Source organism: Pseudomonas sp. YH-1 (assembly GCF_051990045.1).
Lineage (GTDB): Bacteria > Pseudomonadota > Gammaproteobacteria > Pseudomonadales > Pseudomonadaceae > Pseudomonas > Pseudomonas nicosulfuronedens.
In genome coordinates this window covers 4,260,292-4,285,178 of record NZ_CP178184.1, presented here as the reverse complement: position 1 = coordinate 4,285,178, position 24,887 = coordinate 4,260,292, and the positions used below count along the sequence as shown (strand labels likewise).

Here is a 24,887-nt window from a genome sequence, read left to right as displayed (position 1 = left end):
TTCCGCACACGCCGAACGCCCCGTTCAGGAGGCCTCGTTGAAGCGGAGTTTCAGGGGTTGAGCGACATGGATGTCGCGAGAGCCGCGATGGGCCAGGGATGGCCCTTCGCGGCGGGCCCCTGAAACTGCGCTTCGACGAGGGAATTTTTCGCCTTAGCGAAAAACCGGATGTCCGGGGCAAGACCTTTGCCTACTTTCGGGCGTTTGCCAAAGTAGGTCGCCCGAGGGGGCGAAACCCAATGCATCCGCGCACACAGATGCGACGCAGAAACGCCCAATGGCCATGCACGCGAACAGCGCCAACAGCGCGCCAAAACAATGGGCCGGCACAATGGACGGCCCCTGCTCACCTCACGCGAACATCATTTCTTGGCCACCAGATCCTTCGGCAGCTTGAAGGTCCAGATCATCCCGCCCTGGTCCAGGTCCTTGATGCGCTTGGCCACCTCGCCGCCCCACAGCGGCACCGCGCCGCCCCAGCCGGACAACACAGTGACGTACTGCTCGCCGTCCATTTCCCAAGTGATCGGCGAGGCAATCACGCCCGAGCCGGTGTTGAACTGGTAGAGCTTCTTGCCGGTCTTGGCGTCGAAGGCCATCAGGTAGCCCTCGGGGTTGCCGGTGAACACCAGGTTGCCGTGGGTCGCCAGCACGCCGCCCCACAGCGGCGCGTAGTTCTCGTAGCGCCAGACCTGCTTGCCGGTCTTCGGATCGATGGCGCGCAGCACGCCGATGTACTTCTCGTTCAGCGGCTTGATGGTGAAGCCCGCGCCGAGGTAGGCCGCGCCCTTCTTGTAGGCGATGTTCTCGTTCCACATGTCCATGCCCCACTCGTTGGACGGCACGTAGAACAGCCCGGTGTCCTGGCTGTAGGCCATGGGCATCCAGTTCTTGCCGCCGAGGAAGGACGGCGCGACGAACACCGAGCTGCCCTTCTCCGTGCCCTCGCCCGGCGCGCCCGGACGGTGGGCGTCGTCGTAGATCGGCCGGCCGTTCTCGTCCAGGCCCTTGGCCCAGGTTACCTTGTCGACGAAGGGGAAGCCGCGGATGAATTTTCCGTTGGTGCGGTCGAGCACGTAGAAGAAGCCGTTGCGGTCGGCGGTGGCGGCGGCCTGTACGGTCTTTCCGCTGTCCTTGTAGTCGAAGGACACCAGCTCGTTGACGCCGTCGAAGTCCCAGCCGTCGTGCGGGGTGGTCTGGAAGTGCCACTTGATCGAGCCGTCTTCCGGGTTCAGCGCCAGGCGCGAGGAGGAGTACAGGTTGTCGCCGGGGCGCAGGTGCGAGTTCCACGGCGACGGGTTGCCGGTGCCGATGAACAGCGAATCGGTGCTCGGGTCGTAGTAACCGCCCAGCCACGGCGCGGCGCCGCCGGTCTTCCACAGGTCACCCGGCCAGGTCTTGCCCGCCTCGCCGCCGGAGATGCCGTTCTCCACCGCCTTGCCGTCCTTGTAGACGTAGCCCATGTGGCCTTCCACGGTTGGCCGGCTCCACAGCAGCTCGCCATTGGTGGGGTTGTAGGCCTCGATCTTGCCGACCACGCCGAACTCGCCGCCGGCCACGCCAGTGATCAGCTTGCCCTTGGCAATCAGCGGCGCGGCGGAGATGGAGTAACCGGCCTTGTAGTCCGCCACGGTCTTCTTCCACACCACCTTGCCGGTGTCCTTGCTCAGGGCGACCAGCTTGGCGTCGAGGGTGCCGAAGATCACCAGGTCGCCATACAGGGCCACACCACGGTTGATCACGTCGCAGCAGGGCATGATGCCGTCGGGCAGGCGCGCGTCGTATTGCCAGAGCTTGCGACCGGTGCGTGCATCGGCGGCGAATACCCGCGAGTAGGAGGCGGTCACATACATCACGCCGTCCTTGATCAGCGGTTGCGCCTGCTGGCCGCGCTGCTTCTCGCCGCCGAAGGACAGCGCCCAGACTGGCCGCAGTTCCTTCACGTTGTCGCTGTTCAGGGTATTCAGCGGGCTGAAGCGCTGGCCCTGCTGGTTGATCCCGTTGACCACGATCTGGTCGGTGCGCTTGGCAGCGTCGCTGATGTCCTGGTCGGTTACCCCGGCGTGGGCGCCCAGGGAGGCCAGGCTGATGGCGGTGAACAGCACGGTGCGGGCGAAAGGTTGAAGCTGTCTCATGGCGGTGCGCCTCTGCGATTGTTGTTGTACCCGGGAAAATTTCCCGGTCTGTCGCAGATTCTTGGTTTGGTAAGGCGGGCCAACAATTGAACGCAGTGCCGAATTCCCTAGTTCCTTGGTAGCAATACCGGGCCGCAGCGCCACGAAATTCAAGGCTTACGTAGGGCGGATAACCTGTTCCAGGTTGTCCGACCTACGCTCCCTGGCAATCCGTGAATGTAGGATGGGTGGAGCGCAGCGATACCCATGCAGGCGGTGCACCGGAATGATGGGTATCGCTTCGCTCCACGCCATCCTGCGAAAGCAGGATCAAGGCTCATCGACGCGCGGCAAGGCCTGCTGCTCATAGCGCGGATAGAGATGGCTGACGCTGCGGATCAGCTCGTAGCGCGTCAGGCTGACGCTGGCGAAGCGCTCCGGGATGGACGTACGCAGGAGGTCGTTCATGTCGGCGCCGTGGGCGATGCCGTCGCGCATCACGCTGTCGAGCCAGCCGAGGTAGTCGCGCATCTGCGCGAAGGGACCGGCATCGCTGGCAATGGGGCCGTGGCCGGGGACGATCTGTTTCCACGGCAGCTGCTGCAGCGTATCCAGGTCGGCCAGCCAGACGTCGAGCCCCGGACTGTTCGGCGTGGTCAGCGCACGCTGGTAGAACACGATATCCCCGGCGAACAGCACACCAGTGGTCTCATCGAGGATCGCCAGGTCCGCGCCGGTGTGCCCGCGCAGGCCGACCAACCGGAACCGATGGCTGCCCATCGTCAATTCGCCCGGCGCCACCGTCTCGCTGGGCAGCACCACTTCCGTGCCGCGCATCCAGTCGCCCACCAGGCGATACATGTTTTCCGCCATGGCGTTGCCCTGCTCTTTCAGCAGCTTCGTGGTGCCGGCCAGCGCGCCGATGGGCACGTCGGTAAAAGCCTGGTTGCCCAGCACATGGTCGGGGTGGTGATGGGTCAGCAGTACGCGTTTCACCGGCTTGCCGGTGGTCTGCTGGATCAGCGCGCGCAGGGCTTCGCCATAGCGTTTCGACGGACCGGTATCGATCACCAGCACGCCGTCGCCGGTATCGATGAAGGCGACGTTGACGATCGCGCCGCCGTTGTCCTTGGCGAAATTGTCGGTGCTGCCTTCCACCACCCAGGTGCCCTCGGCGATCTGCCGGGGCTGGAGGTGGTACTGCAGGTCGGCCAGTGCCGGCAGGCACAGGCACGCGAGGGCGATCAGGAGAAAACGCATGGGCACCTCGTCATCTCAGCGCAAGACGGCCTGAAATTCGTTGCCGTTGTTGTCGTGCAGCCAGAGTTCGGTTTGCGGATGGCCGCGCACCTCGAAAGTGAAGGTGGGGTTCTCGCTGACTGCCGGGAACAGCTCCAGCCTCGCGAAGACTTCGCCGTCCGGGCCGCGCAGTTCGGCGTGGTCGATGTAGAACTCGGGGATGCCACCAACCAGGCCGTTGTCCATCGGATGGGACACCGAGAGCCGCACCCGGCTGTATTCACCCTTGGGGTAAGCCTCGCCATGGACCTGTCCGAGGCGGTCTTCCCAGCCCGGCTGCGCGCGTACCACGCTGGGCGCGGTACAACCTCCGCCGGCGGCGTCGATCCAGGCCGAGCCCACATGCCACACGCCCTTCTCGTCGCGCAGCGCAGCACGGATCGGCGTGGCCTGTTCGATGCGGATACGCACCGCCAGCAACGGCTCCAGATGTTCGCCCGGATAGAGCGTCAGCACATGGGGAATCGGGTTCAGCTCGGCCCACAGCAGCAGCCGGTCGAAGCGTCCCGGCAAGGCACGAGCATCGATTTCCACCGGCACCTGGCGCGCGTCTTCGGCGAACGGCGGCACGCCGAGTTTCACCCGTTCATCGAAGACGTAAGGCTCGCCGTTCAACAGACGCTTGTGGTGGTACTCCCACATCACCGAGGGCATCGGGTCGCCCTCCACCGCCGCTGCCAGCAGCGGCAGCGGCAGCGCACAGATCCCGAGCAGCAGTTCGCGCCGGTGCATCATGATTCCCTCACTGCACGTCCTGGTAGAGCCCCGGCAGTTCGTAGCGCATGCCGTAGACCGCGTAGAGCTTTTCCATCTCGCCGCTGCGCACCAATTCCTCCAGCTCGCCGTCCAGGGCGTTGGAGAGCTGGCGATTGCTTTCATGCACCGCCATGCCGATGTCCCACTCGGGCTGGCCGAGGTTGGGATAGGTGTTCCCGGCGTTCTTCAGGTGCTCGTCGGCGGCTTGCGCACGCATCCAGTCCAGCTCGCCGCGCAGCGCCATCACCGCGTCGACCTTGCCCGCGCGCAGGCCGTCGAAGGCCGCTTGCGTGCTGGGGAAATGCACGGTCATGCGGCTGAGCTGGCCGCCCAGCACCGAGGTCAGGTAGAACGACGGCACGCTGTCCAGTTCGACGCCGACCGGGTGTTCGCGGAAGGCGGCGATGGTGTCCACCTGCGGCAGCCGGCGGTCGTCGCTGACCACCTGCCAGCGCTCGCGCTGGTAGGGGCCGAACATCACCACCTGCTCGTTGGCGAACTCGCCGACATCGTTGCGCCGGTTGGCGTACTGGCGGTCGTAGGGCACGCGCAGCATCACATCGGCGACCACGCCGGGCCGCAGGTAGTGGCCCTTCCAGATGAAGTTGCGCAGGTCGTCGTCCAGGCGCTCGCCGGGCGTGACCCAGAGGAATTCCGCACGCAGGCCCAGCCCGCCGGCCAGGCGCTGCGCAAGGTCGACATCGACCCCGCGCAGCTGCCCGCCCTGCATGAAGCTGTAGGGCGGGAAGTTCTCGTACACCGCCACCCGCAGCACACCGCTGGCGACCATGTCCTCGTAGGGGCGCACCCCGGCCTGCGCTTGCCCGATCAGCAGACACAGGCCGAACAACCAGACGAACAGGCGCATGGCGATCACTCGTCCACGTGCACGCTGTCCAGGTAGGTACGGATCGCCCAGAGGCCTTCCTGGCTGATGAAGTCGGCCATCTTCGGCATGTACACCGCACCGTCACGCACTGCGCCGTTGATCACCCGCTCCTTGAACCACTCGTCCCCCTCGGCGCCGACGTCGAGCATGCGCAGGTCGGGGGCGATGCCGCCGGACTTGGCTTCCAGGCCATGGCAGCGCGCGCAGTTCTGGTTGTACGCCGAGGCGCCGATCTCCACCGCCTTGGCGTGATTGGCGTAGGGCTCGCGGTAGGGGTTGGTCTCGCGCCATTCCTTGCCCAGCGGTTCCAGCCCCGTGGTATCCACTGCCTGGGGCGTCACATTGCCGTGGGACAGGGCCAGCCCCGAGACACCCAGGCCGGCCACCAACATCAGGCCGCACAGCACGTTCTTGTTGTTCATCACTTCATCCTCTCATCGAGATGCTTGGCAAGGCACGGCGCCCGGAAAGACGCCAGTGATGACGATGGTAAGAACGCGCGCCTTGCGGCCGAATCCTGCTTTGGATGCTCCCGCCTACTCCCTTCGTACTAGGACGGCGGTCGGCCATTGCCGGCGCTTTGGCAGCAAGTCCAAGTCATGCCCGCACCGGGAAATAGTCCCGGCATCGCCGGGAGCTTTTCCGTTCCCCGCCTGCACGCCCTGCTCCCACCATGGATTCGCCGCGGCACGTGCAGCGGCCTGCCGCCATCCATCACGGGAAACCACCATGAGAACAACAACAGCTCCCCTGCGCCTGGCCTTGAACGGTCTCGCCTGCGCCATCGCCCTCACCGCCGCCGGCTCCGCCCTGGCAAAAGACGTGACCTGGGACGACATCGCCAACGACCACAAGACCACCGGCGACGTGCTGCAGTACGGCATGGGCACCAACGCCCAGCGCTGGAGCCCGCTCAAGCAGGTCAACGAAGGCAACGTGTTCAAGCTGGCTCCGGCCTGGTCCTACTCCTTCGGCGACGAAAAACAGCGCGGCCAGGAGTCCCAGGCCATCGTCAGTGACGGCGTGGTCTACGTCACCGCCTCCTACTCGCGGCTGTTCGCCCTCGACGCGAAGACCGGCAAGCGCCTGTGGACCTACAACCACCGCCTGCCCGACGACATCCGCCCGTGCTGCGACGTGGTCAACCGCGGCGCCGCCATCTATGGCGACAAGATCTACTTCGGCACCCTCGACGCCTCCGTCGTGGCGCTGAACAAGAAGACCGGCAAGGTGGTCTGGAAGAAGAAGTTCGGCGACCACGGCGCCGGCTACACCATGACCGGCGCGCCGACCATCGTGAAGGACGGCAAGACCGGCAAGGTGCTGCTGATCCACGGCAGCTCGGGCGATGAGTTCGGCGTGGTCGGCCGCCTGTTCGCGCGCGACCCGGATACCGGCGAGGAAGTCTGGATGCGGCCCTTCGTCGAAGGCCACATGGGTCGCCTGAACGGCAAGGACAGCACCGTCACCGGCGACGTGAAGGCGCCCTCCTGGCCGGAGGACAAGAACTCTCCCACCGGCAAGGTCGAAGCCTGGAACCACGGCGGCGGCGCCCCGTGGCAGAGCGCGAGCTTCGATGCCGAGACCAACACCATCATCGTCGGCGCCGGCAACCCCGGCCCCTGGAATACCTGGGCGCGCACCGCCAAGGGCGGCAACCCGCACGACTACGACAGCCTCTACACCTCCGGCCAGGTCGGCGTCGACCCGAGCACCGGCGAGGTGAAATGGTTCTACCAGCACACCCCGAACGATGCCTGGGACTTCTCCGGCAACAACGAACTGGTGCTGTTCGACTACAAGGCCCAGGACGGCAAGATCGTCAAGGCCACCGCCCACGCCGACCGCAACGGTTTCTTCTATGTGGTCGACCGTACCAACGGCAAGCTGCAGAACGCCTTCCCCTTCGTCGACAACATCACCTGGGCCAGCCACATCGACCTGAAGACCGGCCGCCCGGTGGAGAACGAAGGCCAGCGCCCGCCGCTGCCGGAACCGGGGCAGAAGCACGGCAAGGCCGTGGAGGTCTCGCCGCCCTTCCTCGGCGGCAAGAACTGGAACCCCATGGCCTACAGCCAGGACACCGGTCTGTTCTACGTCCCCGCCAACCACTGGAAGGAGGACTACTGGACCGAGGAAGTGAACTACGCCAAGGGCAGCGCCTACCTCGGCATGGGCTTCCGCATCAAGCGCATGTATGACGACCACGTCGGCACCCTGCGGGCGATGAACCCCACCACCGGCAAGGTCGAGTGGGAATACAAGGACCACCTGCCGCTCTGGGCCGGCGTGCTGGCCACCGCCGGCAACCTGGTGTTCACCGGCACCGGCGAGGGCTTCCTTAAGGCCTTCGACGCCAGGACCGGCAAGGAGCTGTGGCAGTTCCAGACCGGCAGCGGCATCGTCTCCCCGCCCATCACCTGGGAGCAGGACGGCGAGCAGTACATCGGCGTGACCGTCGGCTACGGCGGCGCGGTGCCGTTGTGGGGTGGCGACATGGCCGAGCTGACCAAGCCGGTGGCCCAGGGCGGTTCCTTCTGGGTGTTCAAGCTGCCCAGCTGGGACAAAAAGACCGCCAGCCGCTGATGCACTGGCCCGCGTCGAACCCGGCGCGGGCCTTTTTCATTTTCCCAGGAGATCGCCATGCGCCTGCTCGCCTGCCTGCTCTTCCCCCTCTCCGCCCTCGCCTTCGCCACCAGCCAACCTGCGCCGGACGTCGATGACGATGCGGCCACCGTCATCGCCGGCTGCCGCATCGAGCCGGACAGCCAATGCCCTAATGCCGACCTGCGCGGCGCCGACCTGCGCAACCAGGACCTGACACGGATGAACCTGTCCGGCGCCAACCTCGCCGGAGCGGACCTGCGCCACGCCAAACTGGACCTGGCCAATCTGCAACAGGCGCACCTGAACGGCGCCGACCTGACCCGTGCCAGCCTGCAACAGGCCAATCTGCGTGGCGCTGATCTGAGTGGTGCCAAGCTGGTCGCCATCCAGGCCTGGGGACTGTTCGCCCAGGGCGCGCAGTGGCAAGGCGCGGACCTGACCGCCGCCTACCTGGAATTCGCCCGCCTGAGCGGCGGCAAGTTGCATCAGGCCAACCTGCGTGCGGCCGACCTGGAAATGACCTGGCTGTCCCGTGCCGATCTCAAGGGCGCCGACCTGCGCGACGCCAACCTGCAGGAGGTGAAGCTGGCCGAAGCCAACCTGGAAGACGCCGACCTGCGCGGCAGCCGCCAGCGCTTCGGTAATTTCCAGGGCAGCAACATGGCGGGCTGCAAGGGCTGCCCGGGGGGCTGGGACTGACAGCGGACACGGCGCGGGGATTGGCCCCATTGGTCTGCCGGTATTGCCGGGAATTGGCTATTCGAACGTCGGCGCGCCGGCGTTACCTTAGCTCCATTCCCCGTACTACCGCGGGCCCCACTGGAGATCACCATGAGCGCACGAATCGAATGGGCCAAAGCCGCCCCCGACGCCTACAAGGCCATGCTCGGCCTGGAGCAGGCCCTGGCCAAGTCCGGTCTGGAAACCTCGCTGCTGGAGCTGATCCGCCTGCGCGCCTCGCAGATCAACGGCTGCGCCTACTGCGTGAACATGCACGCCAATGACGCGCGCAAGGCCGGCGAGACCGAGGCACGGCTACAGACCCTGAGCGTCTGGGAGGAAACCCGCTTCTTCACCGAGCGCGAGCGCGCTGCCCTGGCCTGGGTCGAAAGCCTCACCCGCCTGCCGGAAAAGCATGCCCCGCAGGACCAGTTCGACGCCCTGCGCGAACACTTCAACGATGCCGAGATCGCCAACCTGACCCTGGCCATCGCCACCATCAATGCCTGGAACCGCTTTGGCGTGGGCATGGCGATGGTGCCCTGAGCAGAGAGCCCTGACACCCGTAGGATGGGTGGAGCGCAGCGATACCCATGCTGCCGGCGCGTGGAGCCGATGGGTATCGCTACGCTCCACGCCATCCTACGAATTGCATCTGTGGCTCACGCAGGGCGGGACACGGGCTCTTGATCTTGTAGGAGCGAGCTTGCTCGCGAACGTCCTCGCAGCGGGGCCAAGGTTCGCGAGCAAGCTCGCTCCTACGAAGAGCCGACCCGTCACTCGACCAGCGTCACCTGCTCCGGCTCGCGCTTCATCAGCACACGACCATTGCGGACCGAATACAGCGCCTTGGTCTGCTGGCGCACCGCCTCATAGTCGCTCTCCACCCCCAGTACCAGCAGGTTGGCCGGGCGGCCGGCGGCGATGCCGTAGCGCGCGCCCAGGTTCAACGCGCGGGCGCTGTTGTCGGTGACCAGGTCCAGGGCCCGCTGCAGGTCATCGAAGCCCATCATGTGGCAGATGTGCAGGCCGGCATCCAGCACGCGCAGGATGTTGCCGTTGCCCAGCGGGTACCACGGGTCCTTGATCGAGTCCTGGCCGAAGCAGACGTTCATGCCGGCGCGGTCGATCTCGGCTACGCGGGTCACGCCACGGCGTTTCGGGAAGGTGTCGAAACGGCCCTGCAGGTGGATGCTCTCGGTCGGGCAGGAGACGAAGTTGATACCCGAACGCTTGAGCAGGCGGAACAGCTTGGAACAGTAAGCGTTGTCGTAGGAACCCATGGCCGTGGTGTGACTGGCGGTGACACGGCCGCCCATGCCGCGCACGCGGGCTTCCTCGGCGAGCACTTCGAGGAAGCGCGAGTTCGGGTCGTCGGTCTCGTCGCAGTGCACGTCCACCAGGCAACCGGTGCGCTCGGCCAGGTCCATGAGGAACTTGATGGAGCTGACGCCCTGTTCGCGGGTGTTCTCGAAGTGCGGGATACCACCGACCACGTCCGCGCCCAGGCGGATCGCCTCTTCCATCAGCTCGCGGCCGCCCTCGTAGGACTCGATGCCTTCCTGCGGGAACGCGACGATCTGCAGGTCCACCAGGTGGCGCGCCTCTTCACGGACTTCCACCATGGCCTTGAGCGCGGCGAGGGTCGGATCGGTCACGTCGACGTGGGTGCGCACGTGCTGGATGCCATGGGCGGCCAGCATGCGGATGGTGGTGTGGGCGCGGGACTTGGTGTCCTCGTGCGTAATGGTTTCCTTGCGCTGGGCCCAGCGCTCGATGCCTTCGAACAGCGTGCCGCTCATGTTCCATTCCGGCTCGCCGGCGGTGAGAGTGGCGTCCAGATGGATGTGCGGCTCCACCAGCGGGGCGATGGCCAGGTTGCCACGGGCGTCGATGTCGTCGCCGCTGGCGGCCACGCTGCCGGTTTGCTGGACGACTTCGGCAATGACGTCGCCTTCGCAGCGGATGGTGAACAGGCCGGTCTGCTTGCGCAGCGAGGCGTTGATGATTTTCATGGGCTCGGAGGTCCTCTTCAGGCTATTCGTGGCGCGGCGCACTGGACATACGCCAGATGAGCAGCGCCACGGAGGTATTCAGGCGGAACTGCGCGTCGTCCAGGGACTGGCCGCTCAGGGCCTCGATGCGCGCGATCCGCTGGTTCAGGGTGTTGCGGTGGATGCCCAGGCGCTGTGCGGCCTTGAGGGCGTTGCCGTTCTCCTGGACGAGCGCGTCGAGCGTCTCGATCAGCAGGTGCGGCTGCTTGCGGCCCGCGTCAGTGAGTGGGCCGAGGGTGTCCTTGAGGAATTGCTCGACCACCGCGCGATCGGGGATCGCCCGCAGCAGGCGCAGCACGCCCAGCTCACGGTAGTCGCAGAAGCCACCGGGCGCCTGCATGCCTTCGGCGACATCCAGTGCCTGACGGGCTTCGAGCAGCGCGCGGGGATATTCCGCGCAGCTGTCGGCGCAGGCGGAAAGACCGAGGTAAGCACGCAGCGGTGCCAGTTCCTGTTGCAGCCCGGCCGCCAGGGCTTGCAGTTCGGCGCGCCCGACATCGGCCAGCAGCAGGACGAACAGGTCGCCCTGGATCACCACCGGCAGGCGCTCGCGGCGTTCCTGTTGCCAGCTTTCCAGATGGTCGAGCAAGCGCTGACGGGTCAGCTGCAGCGCGCGCTCGGCCTCTTCCGGTTCATGCCGCTGGAATAATCTGTCGACGCCGGACAGCCGCAACGCCACCAGACGGCGCGGGACCTCCAGCGGCAACTCCAGGTGTTGCGCACGGCGGCGGACGATTTCCAGGCTGGGGAAGTCGCCGCTGAGCAGCTGGCCGAGGATGTCCCGGCGCGAGGTCTTCACCTGGGTCATCTGCACCAGCGCCGTGCCAATCAGGTGGGTGACGATGACCATCTTCAGCGCGTAGGGCTGCTCGATCAGCGGCAGACCCTCGGCTTCGGCCAAATGAATCACGGACTCGGGAATGCGCCGGATGAACTCGTCGCCGGTGAGGATGACGATGCCGGCGATGCCGCTGGCAACGCCTTCGCGCACCAGCTGCAGCAGGTTGGCTTCGTCACGGCTGTGGTTGATGCCCGTGACGAACACCAGTTCGCCCCCCATCACCCAGTCGGCGATGCCAACGTTCTCTGCCACGTAGGACCAGCGCACGCTGCGATGCAGATTGCGTGCGCCGGCCCGCAGCGCGAGGCTTTCCAGCCCTGGCAGACGGAGGATTTCCTCGACGCTCAGGCTCAAGCGCGCGGCTCGGCCACCGGCGCGCGGGCGCGGGTGACTTCGGTGAGGACGATGTAGCAGATGGCCGACGCGGCGATGCCCACCAGCGGCGCGATCCATGGCGAGGCATAGGCCAGGCCCGCACCGACCGCGTAGGACACCAGACCCGAGACGTTGAATGCCGGGATGTGGGTGCCCACCAGCGCCGGGTATTCGCCGCGGTTGCGGTACCAGTAGTCAGCCATGATCACGCCACCCAGCGGCGGGATGATCGAGCCCAGCAGCACCAGGAACGGGATCAGCCATTCGTACATGCCACCGATGGCGAGGATGATGCCGACGCCGGCGGCCAGCAGGGTCATGGTGCGGCGACGCTCGCTGCGCACCAGATGGCAGGCGGCGGCGGAGACGTTGTAGATGGTCGGGCCCTGGATGGTCCACAGGTTCAGGCAGAGCATGATCACCGCGGCGAAGGACAGCCCCTGCAGCACCATCACTTCGACGATGTCGGCGTTCTGGTAGACGATGGCGCACCAGGCGCCGGCGACGATCATCAGGCCGTTGCCGATGAGGAAGGCGACCACGCTGGCGATCACCGCGATGCGCCCGCTGCGGGCCATGCGGGTCCAGTTGGTGGCCTGGGTTGCGCCGCTGGCGAAGGTACCGAAGACCATGGTCACGGCGGCGGAGAAGGTCAGGGTCTGGCTCGGCTCCTTCGCCAGCAGGCCGCTCCAGCCGCCGGCGTGGTTGGTCGCGATGACCATCGACGCCACCAGCAGGATGAACATCAGCGGCACCGACACGCGGGACATGATGTCCAGGCCCTTGAAGCCGATGATCGCGGTGATCGAGAACAGCAGGCCGAACACCACCATCAGCGGAATGTTCAGCCACTCGGGCAGGCTGAGCATCTTGACCAGCACGATGGCGACGGTGGCGGTACCCCAGGCATACCAGCCCAGTTCGGCGAAACCGAGGAGGAAGTCTGACAGTTTGCTGCCGCGCTCGCCGAAGCAGAAGCGCCCCATCAGCACTGTGTTCAAGCCGCTGCGCGAGGCGATCAGGCCCAGGGCGGCGGCGTAGATGGCGAGCAGCACGTTGCCGATGAAGGCCACCCAGAGCATGTCGACGAAGTCGAAGGCCATGCCGATCTTGCCGCCGGCGAACATGGTGCCGGTGAAGAAGGTGAAGCTGAACAGGACCATGGCGATGGGCAGCAGGCCTTTGCGCCCTTCCCTGGGCGTCGCGCTCAGGGGGAACTCACTGGGGGAACTCATCGAGAGGGGTCTCCGCGAGGATTGGTTGAGGACTCCCGGCACAACGCAAATAGCGGGCCGGAAAAGCCAATCAGGAACGACGCGGAAATTTTGAGCACGTCGAACATTGTGAACTGTTCACAATGCACACTTCCGGTGGGTGTAACGGCGTTTCAAGATAGCTCAAATGTGCATTGTGCGGATTTTCGGGGCACGATGCAGCTTTTTCGCACCAAAAACTGACGAAGCCTTGATCCATGCCTGTGCCGTTCGGCGGATTTTCTCCTTCCAAGCCCGGCAGCCGTCTGCACTTTCTCCCTGCGACACCCTGTCACCCCCAGACAAGGAAATGGCACGGACAACAAGTCCGGCACGAACCGACGCAGGCAGACTCTCCTCAATGTTCCGTCCGCTGTCCGCCCCTGGCTGACGGCCTGATAACAACAGATAGCCCGCCAACAAGAAAAAGGGAGTACCCGCCAATGAGCGTCGCCAGGTTCCTCGCTCCATCGGTCCTCGCGCTGGCAACTTGCCTCGCGATGGGCGCAGCCCAAGCCGAGCTGCCGACCGAGAGCATCGGTGAGACCGTCTTGCCGTTCCCGCCCTCGCCGCACCGTGCGTACATCGTCGACGTGGAGTTCGAGAACTTCATCGCCGGCCGCGTCACCGTGGTCGACCCCGAGCAGAAGAAGATGCTCGGCATGGTCAGCACCGGCTTCGTCGCTCCGTCCACCCTGAGCCACGACGCCAAGACCCTGTACTCCGCTGATACTTTCTACTCCCGCGGCACCCGTGGCGTGCGCACCGACGTGCTGACCGCCTGGGACACCTCGAACCTGCGTCCGAAGTGGGAAGTGGAAATCCCGGCCAAGCGCGCCTCGATCCTGACCCAGAAGTACGCCCTGGGCACCAGCTCCGACGATCGCTTCGTCTACATCTACAACTTCACCCCGTCCACCTCGGTCACCGTGGTCGACACGCAAGAGAAAAAGGTCGCCAGCGAAATCGCCATCAGCGGCTGCGTGCTCAACTACCCGGTGGGCAAGCGCGCCTTCGCCTCGCTGTGCGGTGACGGCCAGCTGCAGATCACCAAGATCGGCGACGACGGCAAGGAAACCGGCCGCAGCCAGACGCCGTTCTTCGACCCGAACAAGGAGAAGCTCAACGAACGCGGCCTGGCCGTGGGCGAAACCTACTTCTTCGTGACCACCGACGGCATGGTCAAGCCGGTGGACGTTTCCGGCGACAAGCCGAAGATGCTGCCGAGCTGGTCGCTGACCACCGACGAAGAGCGCAAGAAAGGCTGGGGTACCGGCGGCTGGCAGTTGATGGCCGTAGCGCCCAAGCTGAACCGCCTGTACGTGCTGATGCATGAAGAGCACAGCGCCGGCAAATGGGAAGACCCGAGCCCGTTCATCTGGGTCTACGACCTGAAGACACAGAAGAAGATCGGCACCCTGGAAGCGCCCAAGCCGGTGTGGAGCCTGCATGCCACCACCGACGACAAGCCGCTGCTGCTGGGCACCGACATCGAAGGCGGTCTGCAGATCTTCGACCTGAAGACCGGCAAGTACAACGGCGCCATGGACAAGATCGCCAAGACCCCGATCCTGGTCCTGAGCCACTAAGCCTTTCCAGAAAGCCAACCGAGAGGTACGGAAATGTTTTCCGATCCGATCCTGATCATCGCCAGTGCGGTGGCCGTCGCGGTGCTGTTTGCCAGCGCCGCCAGCCACAAGCTGCGCGCGCCGATGCGCTTCGCCCGCCAGGTCGAAGACTACGGCCTGCTGCCGGCCTCGCTGGTCGGCCCGGTGGCCCGCGTGCTGCCAGTGGTCGAGGGCGTCATTGCCTTCGCCCTGCTGGTACCGGCGAGCCGCCACGTCGCGGCCCTGGCCGCCACGGCGCTGATCCTGTTCTATGCCGGCGCCATCGGCATCAACCTCTGGCGCGGTCGCCGCGACATCGACTGCGGCTGCTCCGGCCCCGGCCAGATGCAACCGCTGCGCCCGGTGCTGCTGCTGCGCAACGCGATCATCGCCGGCCTCGGCCTGCTCGCCGCCAGCAGCCCGCAGGCTCGCGAGCTGGGCGTGTTCGACGCCTTCGTGATCCTCGCGGCCAGCGCCGTCACCCTGCTCCTGTACGCCGCGGCCGACAGCCTGCTGGCGAACCATCCCCGTCTGCTCAAACTCATCGGAAGGTGAACAAATGGAAGGCCTGATCGTTTCCAACATTCTTCTCTGGGTGCTGCTCATCGCCCTCGCCTTCACCGTGATGGCGCTGGTGCGCCAGATCGGCGTCCTCCACGGCCGCATCGCTCCGGCCGGCGCGCTGATGGTCGACAAGGGCGTGGCCGTCAACGAGCCTGCGCCGAAAGTCACCGCCGCCGACCGCCATGGTCGCCCGGTCAACTTCGGCTATGAAGGCGAGCGCGGCCAGCTGCTGTTCTTCCTCTCGCCGACCTGCCCGATCTGCAAATCGCTGCTGCCGGCAATCAAATCCATCGCCAAGGACAAGGCCGGCGAGCTGGAGGTGATCTACGTCAGCGACGGCGACATGGCCGCCCAGCAGGCACTGATCGCCGAGCATGGCCTGGAGAAAGCCGCCTACGTGGTCGGCCCGGAAGTCGGCATGACCTACCAGATCGGCAAGCTGCCCTACGCCGCGCTGATCGACAGCAAGGGCGTGCTGCGCGCCAAGGGCCTGGTGAACTCCCGCGAACACCTGGACAGCCTGTTCGAGGTCGAGCACCTGGGCAGCGCCACCCTGCAGCAGTACATGAATGGCCACAGCCACAACGGCGTGCACACCCACGACGCCAGCCACGGCCACAGCCACTGATCACGGAGAGAACAAGAATGAAATTCCTCGACAACCTGTTCGAGCGCTCCTCCCGCCAGGTGGCCAACGTCACCTCGCGGCGCAAGCTGCTGGGCCGCTTCGGCTCGCTGCTGGTGGCCGGCGCGGCGCTGCCGATCATCCTGCCGATCGACCGCACCTCCAAGGCGCTGGCCGCCGAGGCCCCCAAGGCCGGCGATCCCGGCGACCCGAACAGCTGCGACTACTGGCGCTACTGCTCCATCGACGGCTTCCTCTGCTCCTGCTGCGGCGGCACCACCACTTCCTGCCCGCCCGGCACCGATGCATCCCAGGTGACCTGGATCGGCACCTGCCGCAACCCGGCAGACGGCAAGGACTACATCATTTCCTACAACGACTGCTGCGGTAAGCACAGCTGCTCCCAGTGCGCCTGTACCCGCAACGAGAGCGAGGAACCGCTGTACCGTCCGTTCAACAACAACGACGTCAACTGGTGCCTGGGCGCGGAGTCGCGCATCTACAACTGCACCGTCACCATCATCCGCGGCGTCGCGGTCTAGGTCGGGAGAAGTCACATGCGCAGTCTCGTTGTCGGCGCCCTGCTCTGCAGCCTGGTCGCCCCCATCGCCCAAGCCCGTGCGATCCCCGATCCGCACCAACGGCCGGCGCCCGGCAACGAGGAGGTGCAGAAGCCGATCTCCCAGCAAAGCTATACCCCGGCCACCAACTACCAGCTGCAATGCGCCGGCTGCCACCTCACCGAAGGCAGCGGCAGCAAGGCCAACGACACGCCGCGCCTGCACGGCTTCGTGGGCAACTTCCTGAAGGTCGACGGTGGCCGGCAATTCCTCGTGCGCGTACCGGGCATGTCCCAGTCCGCGCTGAACGACGCGCAACTGGCTGAGCTGCTCAACTGGCTGCTGCGCAAGGAAGGCATGGCGGGCGACAGCATGCCCGCCGAGTTCAAGCCCTACACTGCCGAGGAAGTCAAAGCCACGCGCTACCAGGCCCTGCTCAACCTGCCGGGCACCCGTGCCGGGTTGATCCAGGAAATGCGCAAGCAGGGCATCACCATCACCGATGGGATGAGCGATGCATACTGAGTGATTGCTCCGGCGGCTTGCCCGCCGGGATGTTTTGCCTCCGCACTAATGCCCGCTGCTCCAGCGGGCTTTTTTATGCCTGGCCGGCGCTCCCTGCGGACTGCTTTATGTAGGAGCGAGCTTGCTCGCGAACAGATTCTCCGACGGCACTGGCATCAAAGCGGTTCGCGAGCAAGCTCGCTCCTACGAAGAACCGCTACGGCATGCACCTTAGGACGTAGGATGGGTGGAGCGCAGCGATACCCATGCTGTCGGCGTGCAGGATTGATGGGTATCGCTTCGCTCCACGCCATCCTACGGCGACGCCCCCTGTAGGAGCGCCGGTGCTCAGCTGCTCTCGCGCACCATCAGCTCGAACCCCAGATCCATCACCGGTTCACTCACCGGCTTGTCGTTGATCAGGTCGAGCAGGCGTTCCGCCGCATGGGTGCCGATGGCCTTGCGCGGCGTGCGGATGCTGGACAGGCGCGGCACCATGAATTCCGAACTGGGCAGGTCGTTGAAGCCAAGCACCGCCACCTGTTCGGGGATACGGATGCCGTGGCGCATGGCTTCCAGCAAGGCGCCGTGGGCAAGGTCGTCGTTACCGAAGAAGATGCCTTCCACCTGTGGTTGGCTGGCCAGCAACTGGCGGAACAGCTCGCCGCCCAGGCCGACCGAAGACGGTCGCGGCGTGAGGATTTCCAGCGCCGGGTCATAGCAGCCGGTCTGCTGCAACGCGCGGCGGTAACCTTCGCCACGCAACAAGGTGCGTTGATCCAGCTGCGCGCCGATGTAGGCCAGGCGCTTGCGGCCACTCTTGAGCAGGTGCCTGGCCGCCGCCTCCCCCGCACGAATCTGCGAGAAGCCCACGCAGTGCAGCCCTGCACCGGGGTCGAGGTCCATCATGTAGACGCTCGGCACACCGCTGGCCTCGATCATCCGCCGCGCGCTTTCGGTGCGGTCGAAGCCGGTCAGCAACAAACCGCGCGGCTGGTAGGCGAGGTAGTTGCGCAGCAGGTTCTCTTCTTCGTCGCGGGAATAGTGGTAGTTGCCGATCAGCACTTCCAGGCCGCGTGGATGCATCACCGCATGGATGGCTTCGAGGGTTTCGATGAACAACTGGTTCGCCAGCGACGGCACCAGCACCACAATGTTGTGGCTCTGCTTGGAGGCCAGCGCTCGGGCAGCCGGATTGGCCACATAGCCCAGTTCGCTGGCCGCCTGTCGGACCTTTTCCGAGAGTTCCTCGGCCACCGTGCTCACCCCGCGCAGGGCGCGCGAGGCGGTGATCGGGCTTACCCCGGCGCGGCGCGCCACGTCGTTGAGCGTGGGTTTGCCAGTGGTGCGGGAGTTCCTGTCGTTCTTCTTATCGTTCTTCTGGGCGGTCATCAGGCGTATTGCCAAATAAAAATCGAGGCACTAAGGTAGCGCTGTCTCGCGACCAGGGCAATTGCCTGAGGCCGGCTCAACCGGTCCCTCGCCCGCCGTCAGATAACCTCTGCCGAGAGCGCGAGACACACCGACTAGAATGACAAGAATACGGAGGCAGCCGATGCTTTTCGTTACGCCCAATAAAGACAGCGCTGTCTCAGCCATGAGGCCCTCCATGACCACCTCCATCGATGCCGTGCTCATCATGGGTGTCTCCGGATGCGGCAAGTCCAGCGTCGGCGAGGCCCTGTGCCTGCGCAACGGCGCTTTCGCCATCGAGGGCGACTCCTACCATCCCGCCGCCAACATCGAGAAGATGAGCGCCGGCATTCCGCTCACCGACGAAGACCGCGCCGGCTGGCTCGACACTCTCGCCGCCGAGCTGCAGAAAGCCATCGCCGCCGGCCAGCGCCCGGTCCTCACCTGCTCCGCGCTCAAGCTGATCTACCGCGAACGCCTGCGCCGCGCCGTGCCCGGCCTGGGCGTGGTGTTCCTGGAGCTGACCCGTGACGCCGCCGCCGAGCGCGTCGCCACCCGCCCCGGCCACTTCATGCCGGCCAGCCTGATCGACAGTCAGTTCGCCGCCCTCGAACCACCGTTGAGCGAACCGCTGACCCTGCACCTGGATGCCACCCGCCCGGTCGATGACCTGGCCGAAGCCGCCCACCTGTGGTGGCGACAGCATTCCAGCGACTGACCCCAATAGCGCCTGCCCGCTCAAGATAGCGCTATCTCAACTCACCAAACTCTCTACACCCTAGAGAAGAGCCGCTCCGGCACACAACGACAACAACAGGAGAGCCCCATGCTCGGCATGTCCCACGAGACCTATCTGCTGCTGGATGCGGTGGTCACCATCATCGGCCTGATCCTGCTGATCACCCGCTTCAAGATCCACCCCTTCGTTGCCCTGATCATCGCCGCCGGCTTCCTCGGCCTCACCTCCGGCATGCCCGTGGCGACCATCGTCAAATCCTTCCAGGACGGTTTCGGCGGTGTGCTCGGTTTCGTCGGCATCATCCTCGCGCTGGGCACCATGCTCGGCAAGATGATGGCCGAGTCCGGCGGCGCCGATCAGATCGCCCGCACACTGATCCAGGCCTTCGGCAAGCAACGTGTGCACTGGGCAATGATGCTCGCCGCCTTCCTGGTCGGCATCCCGCTGTTCTTCGAGATCGGCTTCATTCTGCTGGTGCCGCTGGTGTTCATCGTGGCGCGGCGCAGCGGCGTATCGCTGATCAAGATCGGCATCCCGCTGCTCGCCGGACTCTCCGCCGTGCACGGCCTGGTGCCGCCGCACCCGGGCCCGCTGCTGGCCATCGGCGTGTTCGGCGCAGACATCGGCAAGACCATCTTCTATGGCCTGCTGGTCGCCCTGCCCACCGCCGCCATCGCCGGCCCGATCTTCGGCGCGTGGATTTCCAAGGTGATCCCCGGCCAGCCCAATGAAGAACTGGTCGCTCAGATCGCCCACGAGCCGGACACCAGCAACCTGCCGAGCTTCGGCGTCACCCTGTTCACCGTGCTGCTGCCGGTGTTCCTGATGCTGCTCAAGACCTTCGCCGACGTCATGCTCGCCGACGGCCATGTGGTGCGTGCCTGGCTGGACATGATCGGCCACCCGATCACCGCCCTGCTGCTGGCCCTGCTGCTGTCGCTCTACACCTTCGGCCACGCCCGTGGCTTCGATTCGAAGAAGATCCTCAAGCTGCTCGACCAGAGCCTCGCGCCCACTGCCGCCATCGTGATGATCATCGGCGCCGGTGGCGGCTTCAAACAGATGCTGGTGGCCAGCGGCGTGGGCGACGTGATCGGCCACATGGCGGTGCACGCACAGATTTCGCCGATCCTCCTGGCCTGGCTGGTGGCCGCGGTGATCCGCATCGCCACCGGCTCCGCCACCGTCGCCACCATCACCGGCGCAGGCATCGTGGTGCCGGTGATCGACCTGATTCCCGGCGTCAACCGTGAGCTGCTGGTGCTGGCCACCGGCGCCGGCTCGCTGATCCTGTCCCACGTCAACGACGCCGGTTTCTGGCTGGTGAAGCAGTACTTCAACATGAGCGTGATGGAGACCTTCAAGACCTGGACGGCCATGGAGACCATCCTCTCGGTGGTCGGCCTGGGCTTCATCCTGCTGCTGTCGCTGTTCGTCTGATGCCCTGATCGATGGGTATCGCTCAAAAACACCCGGCGAGCTCCCCAAACCGCCCGCCAACCGGATTCCTGCAACGAGGTATCGCCCGTGACTTCCTCCGCAACTCCGAAAGCCCCCGCGCAACCCACCTGGCCCCGCGATTTCGACATCCGCGCCCGCTACGCCGAGCAGCAGGAACTCCTGCAACCACTGCCCGCCCCACATCCAGTGCAACACCCGTAGGGCGCATAACGCGGCACGCGTTATCCGCCATCCGCCCACGCCCCGAACCCCACGGCGGATAACCGCAAGCGGTTATCCGCCCTACGAAAAGCATGGCGATAGTGCTGAATCGATTTACTAAACCGTAGCTACGATCTAAAACAGACCCGTCGCCCACCTTCCCCCGAGGGATGAGTCATGCCCGACAACAACAAGCTGGACCATCTGTTCCCCCGCCTCACCGACATCCCCGACGCCTGGCGCCCCGACGCCCCCGTCGAGCAACGCGAGTATCTGGTGAACGGCGAACTGCGCCACTGGGACGGCCCGCTGGCGCCGGTGCGCAGCCCGGTGTTCCTCGCCACCGACCGGGGTGATGAGCCCGTCATCCTCGGCAGCACGCCATTGCTCGATGCCGACGCCGCCCTCGCCGCACTGGATGCCGCCGTGGCCGCCTACGACAACGGCCAGGGCGAATGGCCCAACCTGCGTGTGGCCGAGCGCATCGCCCACGTCGAACGCTTCCTCGCCCGCATGCGCGAGCAGCGCACCGCCGTGGTCAAGTTGCTGATGTGGGAGATCGGCAAGAACCTCAAGGACTCGGAGAAAGAGTTCGACCGCACCTGCGACTACATCGTCGACACCATCCAGGCACTCAAGGAACTGGACCGCCGCTCCAGCCGCTTCGAACTGGAACAGGGCACCCTCGGGCAGATCCGCCGCGTGCCGCTGGGCGTCGCGCTGTGCATGGGCCCGTACAACTACCCGCTGAACGAGACCTTCACCACGCTGATCCCGGCGCTGATCATGGGCAACACGGTGGTCTTCAAGCCCGCCAAGTTCGGCGTGCTGCTGATCCGCCCGCTGCTCGAAGCCTTCCGCGACAGCTTCCCGCCGGGCGTCATCAACGTCATCTACGGGCGCGGCCGCGAGACCGTCAGCGCGCTGATGGCCAGCGGCAAGGTCGACGTCTTTGCCTTCATCGGTACCCACTCCGGCGCCGCCGACCTGAAAAAGCTCCACCCGCGCCCGCACCGCCTGCGCGCCGCCCTCGGGCTGGACGCCAAGAACCCCGGCATCGTCCTGCCCAGCGTCGACCTGGACAACGCCGTCAGCGAAGCCATCACCGGCGCCCTGTCCTTCAACGGCCAGCGCTGCACCGCGCTGAAGATCCTCTTCGTTCACGAAGACGTGCTGGACAGCTTCCTCGACAAGTTCAGCGCCAAGCTGGCCGAGCTAAAGCCCGGCATGCCCTGGGAGCCCGGCGTAGCGCTGACGCCGCTGCCCGAGCCGGGCAAGGTCGACTACCTCAACGGCCTGCTGGAGGACGCCCTGGCCAAGGGCGCCAGGGTCATCAACGCGGGCGGTGGCGAAAGCCGCGAGAGCTTCTTCTACCCCGCGCTGCTCAGCCCGGTGCGCGCCGACATGCGCCTGTACAGCGAGGAGCAGTTCGGTCCGCTGGTGCCGGTGGTGCCGTACCGGGACATCAAGGAAGTGATCGACTACGTCCTGCAGTCCGACTACGGCCAGCAGCTCAGCCTGTTCGGCGACGACCCCGAGCAGATCGGCCCGCTGGTGGACGCCTTCGTCAACCAGGTCGGCCGTATCAATATCAACGCCCAGTGCCAGCGCGGCCCGGACAGCTACCCCTTCAACGGCCGCAAGAACTCCGCCGAAGGCACCCTCTCCGTCCACGATGCGCTGCGTACCTTCTCCATCCGCACACTGGTGGCCACGCGCTTCACCGATGCCAACAAGGCGCTGATCAGCCAGATCATCCGCGACCGCGATTCGAGCTTCCTGACTACCGACTACATCTTCTGACACTCAATTGCGCAGAGCCCCCTCTCCCTAACCCTGGCTGCGCGCCCCGCTCCGAAGGGAGAGGGGACCAGGACGGCGCAAAGCGCAACCATGGTCCCATCCTGATACCAAGGCGCCAGGAGCGCACAGCTGGCACGCCTCACTCGAATACCCCCTCTCCCTTCAGGGAGAGGGCTGGGGAGAGGGAAACCCCCAGGCACCCCGCCTCCAGTGAAACGCGTGCAAACCATCCCGACTAACGCCCATCGCCAATTGAAACAACCCGGTAAACAGACCCCACTACCCTTGCCTTAAGTCAAAGGGGTCGCCCTCCTTGACCCGATAGTCTGCGCACCTCTCGACGAGTTCGATATCCGTCGTCTGACCAACAGTGGCAACGACCGATAGCGAAGCGACGTAAGCCTTTGCCACGAAACCCACGGATTCCCAGCAAACCAGGGAGCAACCCTATGAGTGGCTACAACGCAGTACTGGCGAGAAACACCGACAAGGCACCCCAGGGCATCGGCCCGTATGCCCAGACCGTCGCCTTCTCCCACTACAACAACCTGTCCGCACAACTCCCCGTCGACCCCGCCACCGGCAAACTGGTCGCCGGCGGCGTCAAGGAACAGGCCGAGCAGTGCTACCGGAATCTCAAGGCCGTGGTGGAAAGCATCGGCCACAAACTCGACGACAGCGTGCGCATCTCGATCTTCCTGACCGACATCGCCGATGCCGAAGCCATCGCCAAGGTCCACGCCACCTTCTTCCCGGACTACCTCCCGACCCTCACTACCGTTGGTGTGACAACCCTGCCGCTGGGCGCCAAGGTACAGGTCGAAGCCCTCATCACCTGCGGCGAAGGCACCATTCCCAACGCCCCGCAGGCCGGCGACCTGATCAAGGTCGAAGGCAGCACCGAGAACGCGCCGCTGAATGCGCTCTCCACCCAGTCGGTCGCCTTCTCCCACTACAACAACCTCTCCGCACAACTGCCCATCGACCCGCGCACCGGCAAGCTGGTGGCCGGTGGCATCAAGGAACAGACCGCGCAGTGCCTGCGCAACATCAAGAACATCCTCGAAGGCATCGACGTGCCCTTCGACGACATCGTGCGCATCACCGTCTTCGTCAAGAACCTCGCTGACATCGATGCGGTGAACCAGGTCTACACCACCTTCTTCCCCGATTCGGCCATCGCCCGCGCGGTCGGTTACTTCCCGGCCCGCACCGTGGTGCAGGCGAAAGCGCTGCCGCTGGACGCCCTGGTGCAAATCGAAGCCGTGGTATCCCATGGCGACGGCACCCCGCCGCAAGCCGTGGAAGACCGCCACGGCATCGTCATCAAGGCCCACAACACCGCCGCCGCACCGCGCTGCCCCTACTCCACCCAGACCGTCGCCTTCTCCCACTACAACCACATCTCCGCCCAGCTGCCGCTGGATGTGAAGACCGGTGAACTGGTGGCAGGCGGCGTGAAGGAACAGGCCGCGCAGTGCTTCAAGCACCTCAAGGCCATCGTTGAAAGCATCGACCATGCGCTCGCCGACGTGGTGAAGGTCAACGTCTTCCTGACCCGTATCGACGACATCGCGGTGGTGGATGAGGTGTACGCCACCTACTTCCCGGGCGGCACTCCGGCCCGCCGTGTCGTTGGCGTCTCGGCCCTGCCCAAGGGCGCGGCAATCCAGATCGACGCCGTGGTCGCCAACGCCGAAGGCACCCCGCCGGCCGCGTGAACGCGCCAGAACTGGAATCACCGTTTCTGACCGGCTGACTCCACCCCATCCCCACACGCCAAACGGCCCCCTCTCCCATCAGGGAGAGGGCTGGGGAGAGGGCAACGCCCAACGCCGACCTTCCCCTGAACCTGTAGGAGCGAGCTTGCTCGCGAACCCACTTCACTCAGCGGAGACAATCACTCCCTCCGCCACCACCTCCCCCGCCTCTCCTCGCGCATCAACCGCGGCACCTCCCCCATCGGCACCCACAGCTCTCCCTGCCAGTCCAGCACCGCCACCGGCCGCCCCTCGCCTTTCGCCTGCATGCGCTTCGGCTGCCCCGCAGCCACTCGACCCTGATCCCTGAGCGTCGGCAACACATGCCCGGTGATCCACTTGCGCAACTCCCGATGCTCCGGATCTCGAAATCGCTGCAGCACATGGAAGACGCCAAAGTCATTGACCAGCAGCACGACCTCCTCCCCGCCCCCCGTCACCAGGTGCGCGTCGCGAAAAAGGTCCTCATCCAGACGAAGAACATACGACTCGACCCGCTCACGGATCAGATAGCCCAGCTCGCGGGCGACCAACCAGGGCTGGTTGTCGATCAACACGCCGCGCAGGGAACGGTTGTAGCGGTGGAATACGGTGGGAACGTAGATGTCGTCCATGTGCTTTTCCTAGGTAGTTTCGAGAAACCACCGCCCTGATCGTCGCCAAACGATGAGGGAGGCGGAGCCACACAGGGTTGGCGAACCGGCTACCTAGGTCCCGGCAGACCCGAAGGTCTCCCTGTGCG

22 protein-coding genes are annotated in these 24,887 nt (G+C 65.5%); 12 read left to right on the top strand and 10 right to left on the bottom strand.

Annotation, left to right across the window (positions count from 1 at the left end):
- Nucleotides 1-362: 362 nt before the first annotated feature.
- The 5 genes from ACKI1H_RS19680 to pedF form a co-directional block, all read right to left on the bottom strand.
- The gene (locus ACKI1H_RS19680; RefSeq protein WP_440466023.1) at nt 363-2,135 is read right to left on the bottom strand and encodes a methanol/ethanol family PQQ-dependent dehydrogenase; all 1,773 of its coding nucleotides are present in this window, start codon (nt 2,133-2,135) and stop codon (nt 363-365) included.
- Between the two features lie 309 nt (nt 2,136-2,444).
- The gene (locus ACKI1H_RS19675) at nt 2,445-3,374 is read right to left on the bottom strand and encodes a quinoprotein relay system zinc metallohydrolase 1 (RefSeq protein ID WP_138523771.1); all 930 of its coding nucleotides are present in this window, start codon (nt 3,372-3,374) and stop codon (nt 2,445-2,447) included.
- A gap of 15 nt (nt 3,375-3,389) precedes the next feature.
- A complete protein-coding gene (locus tag ACKI1H_RS19670) occupies nt 3,390-4,145 on the bottom strand; it encodes a quinoprotein dehydrogenase-associated SoxYZ-like carrier (protein WP_440468891.1) in 756 nt (251 codons plus the stop codon).
- Between the two features lie 10 nt (nt 4,146-4,155).
- Entirely contained in the window at nt 4,156-5,037 is an 882-nt protein-coding gene (locus ACKI1H_RS19665; protein ID WP_440466022.1) for a substrate-binding periplasmic protein, read from the bottom strand.
- Nucleotides 5,038-5,042: 5 nt separating this feature from the next.
- Complete coding sequence (gene pedF / locus ACKI1H_RS19660) at nt 5,043-5,480, bottom strand: cytochrome c-550 PedF (protein ID WP_138523765.1); 438 nt, start codon at nt 5,478-5,480, stop codon at nt 5,043-5,045.
- Nucleotides 5,481-5,787: 307 nt separating this feature from the next.
- Between pedF and exaA the strand changes: the two genes are divergently transcribed.
- The 3 genes from exaA to ACKI1H_RS19645 all read left to right on the top strand — a co-directional run bounded on the left by exaA (nt 5,788) and on the right by ACKI1H_RS19645 (nt 8,931).
- Complete coding sequence (gene exaA, locus ACKI1H_RS19655) at nt 5,788-7,644, top strand: quinoprotein ethanol dehydrogenase (protein WP_138523763.1); 1,857 nt, start codon at nt 5,788-5,790, stop codon at nt 7,642-7,644.
- Between the two features lie 57 nt (nt 7,645-7,701).
- Nucleotides 7,702-8,364 carry a pentapeptide repeat-containing protein gene (locus ACKI1H_RS19650; protein ID WP_138523761.1) on the top strand — a complete coding sequence of 221 codons (663 nt, stop codon included), beginning with the start codon at nt 7,702-7,704 and terminating at the stop codon, nt 8,362-8,364.
- A 132-nt stretch (nt 8,365-8,496) separates the two neighbouring features.
- A complete protein-coding gene (locus tag ACKI1H_RS19645) occupies nt 8,497-8,931 on the top strand; it encodes a carboxymuconolactone decarboxylase family protein (RefSeq protein ID WP_440466021.1) in 435 nt (144 codons plus the stop codon).
- Nucleotides 8,932-9,161: 230 nt separating this feature from the next.
- Here the strand turns inward: ACKI1H_RS19645 and codA are convergent, their stop codons facing one another.
- Genes codA through codB form a run of 3 tightly spaced genes read right to left on the bottom strand, consistent with a single transcriptional unit; the run spans nt 9,162 to nt 12,890 of the window.
- Entirely contained in the window at nt 9,162-10,400 is a 1,239-nt protein-coding gene (gene codA, locus ACKI1H_RS19640; protein ID WP_440466020.1) for a cytosine deaminase, read from the bottom strand.
- A 22-nt stretch (nt 10,401-10,422) separates the two neighbouring features.
- Complete coding sequence (locus ACKI1H_RS19635) at nt 10,423-11,634, bottom strand: PucR family transcriptional regulator (protein WP_440466019.1); 1,212 nt, start codon at nt 11,632-11,634, stop codon at nt 10,423-10,425.
- Nucleotides 11,631-12,890: a cytosine permease gene (codB, locus tag ACKI1H_RS19630; RefSeq protein ID WP_440466018.1), complete on the bottom strand. Its 1,260-nt coding sequence runs from the start codon at nt 12,888-12,890 to the stop codon at nt 11,631-11,633. The genes ACKI1H_RS19635 and codB overlap by 4 nt, the downstream gene beginning before the upstream one ends.
- Nucleotides 12,891-13,408: 518 nt before the next feature.
- On the opposite strand from codB, the gene ACKI1H_RS19625 reads away from it, so the two are divergent.
- From ACKI1H_RS19625 to ACKI1H_RS19605, 5 genes are read left to right on the top strand one after another with little or no spacing between them, the layout of a single operon-like run.
- Nucleotides 13,409-14,497 carry an amine dehydrogenase large subunit gene (locus ACKI1H_RS19625; protein ID WP_425049046.1) on the top strand — a complete coding sequence of 363 codons (1,089 nt, stop codon included), beginning with the start codon at nt 13,409-13,411 and terminating at the stop codon, nt 14,495-14,497.
- 33 nt (nt 14,498-14,530) lie between these two features.
- Complete coding sequence (locus ACKI1H_RS19620) at nt 14,531-15,070, top strand: MauE/DoxX family redox-associated membrane protein (RefSeq protein WP_440466017.1); 540 nt, start codon at nt 14,531-14,533, stop codon at nt 15,068-15,070.
- A gap of 4 nt (nt 15,071-15,074) precedes the next feature.
- On the top strand, nt 15,075-15,707 hold the full coding sequence (mauD, locus tag ACKI1H_RS19615) for a methylamine dehydrogenase accessory protein MauD (RefSeq protein ID WP_054910258.1): 633 nt from the start codon (nt 15,075-15,077) through the stop codon (nt 15,705-15,707).
- A 17-nt stretch (nt 15,708-15,724) separates the two neighbouring features.
- Complete coding sequence (locus ACKI1H_RS19610) at nt 15,725-16,246, top strand: methylamine dehydrogenase light chain (protein WP_017518360.1); 522 nt, start codon at nt 15,725-15,727, stop codon at nt 16,244-16,246.
- A 15-nt stretch (nt 16,247-16,261) separates the two neighbouring features.
- On the top strand, nt 16,262-16,789 hold the full coding sequence (locus ACKI1H_RS19605) for a cytochrome C (RefSeq protein ID WP_440466016.1): 528 nt from the start codon (nt 16,262-16,264) through the stop codon (nt 16,787-16,789).
- A 327-nt stretch (nt 16,790-17,116) separates the two neighbouring features.
- Here the strand turns inward: ACKI1H_RS19605 and ACKI1H_RS19600 are convergent, their stop codons facing one another.
- A complete protein-coding gene (locus ACKI1H_RS19600) occupies nt 17,117-18,160 on the bottom strand; it encodes a LacI family DNA-binding transcriptional regulator (RefSeq protein ID WP_440466015.1) in 1,044 nt (347 codons plus the stop codon).
- 217 nt (nt 18,161-18,377) lie between these two features.
- Between ACKI1H_RS19600 and ACKI1H_RS19595 the strand changes: the two genes are divergently transcribed.
- The 4 genes from ACKI1H_RS19595 to ACKI1H_RS19580 all read left to right on the top strand — a co-directional run bounded on the left by ACKI1H_RS19595 (nt 18,378) and on the right by ACKI1H_RS19580 (nt 24,106).
- Nucleotides 18,378-18,899 (top strand): gluconokinase, encoded by a 522-nt coding sequence (locus ACKI1H_RS19595; RefSeq protein ID WP_440466014.1) that lies wholly within the window; start codon nt 18,378-18,380, stop codon nt 18,897-18,899.
- Between the two features lie 108 nt (nt 18,900-19,007).
- Entirely contained in the window at nt 19,008-20,360 is a 1,353-nt protein-coding gene (locus ACKI1H_RS19590) for a GntP family permease (RefSeq protein WP_138523743.1), read from the top strand.
- A gap of 399 nt (nt 20,361-20,759) precedes the next feature.
- Nucleotides 20,760-22,385 (top strand): NADP-dependent glyceraldehyde-3-phosphate dehydrogenase, encoded by a 1,626-nt coding sequence (locus ACKI1H_RS19585; protein WP_440466013.1) that lies wholly within the window; start codon nt 20,760-20,762, stop codon nt 22,383-22,385.
- 449 nt (nt 22,386-22,834) lie between these two features.
- Nucleotides 22,835-24,106: a RidA family protein gene (locus ACKI1H_RS19580; protein ID WP_440466012.1), complete on the top strand. Its 1,272-nt coding sequence runs from the start codon at nt 22,835-22,837 to the stop codon at nt 24,104-24,106.
- Nucleotides 24,107-24,285: 179 nt separating this feature from the next.
- Here ACKI1H_RS19580 and ACKI1H_RS19575 read toward each other — a convergent pair whose 3' ends face one another.
- A complete protein-coding gene (locus tag ACKI1H_RS19575; protein WP_440466011.1) occupies nt 24,286-24,759 on the bottom strand; it encodes a BRO-N domain-containing protein in 474 nt (157 codons plus the stop codon).
- Nucleotides 24,760-24,887: the final 128 nt, after the last annotated feature.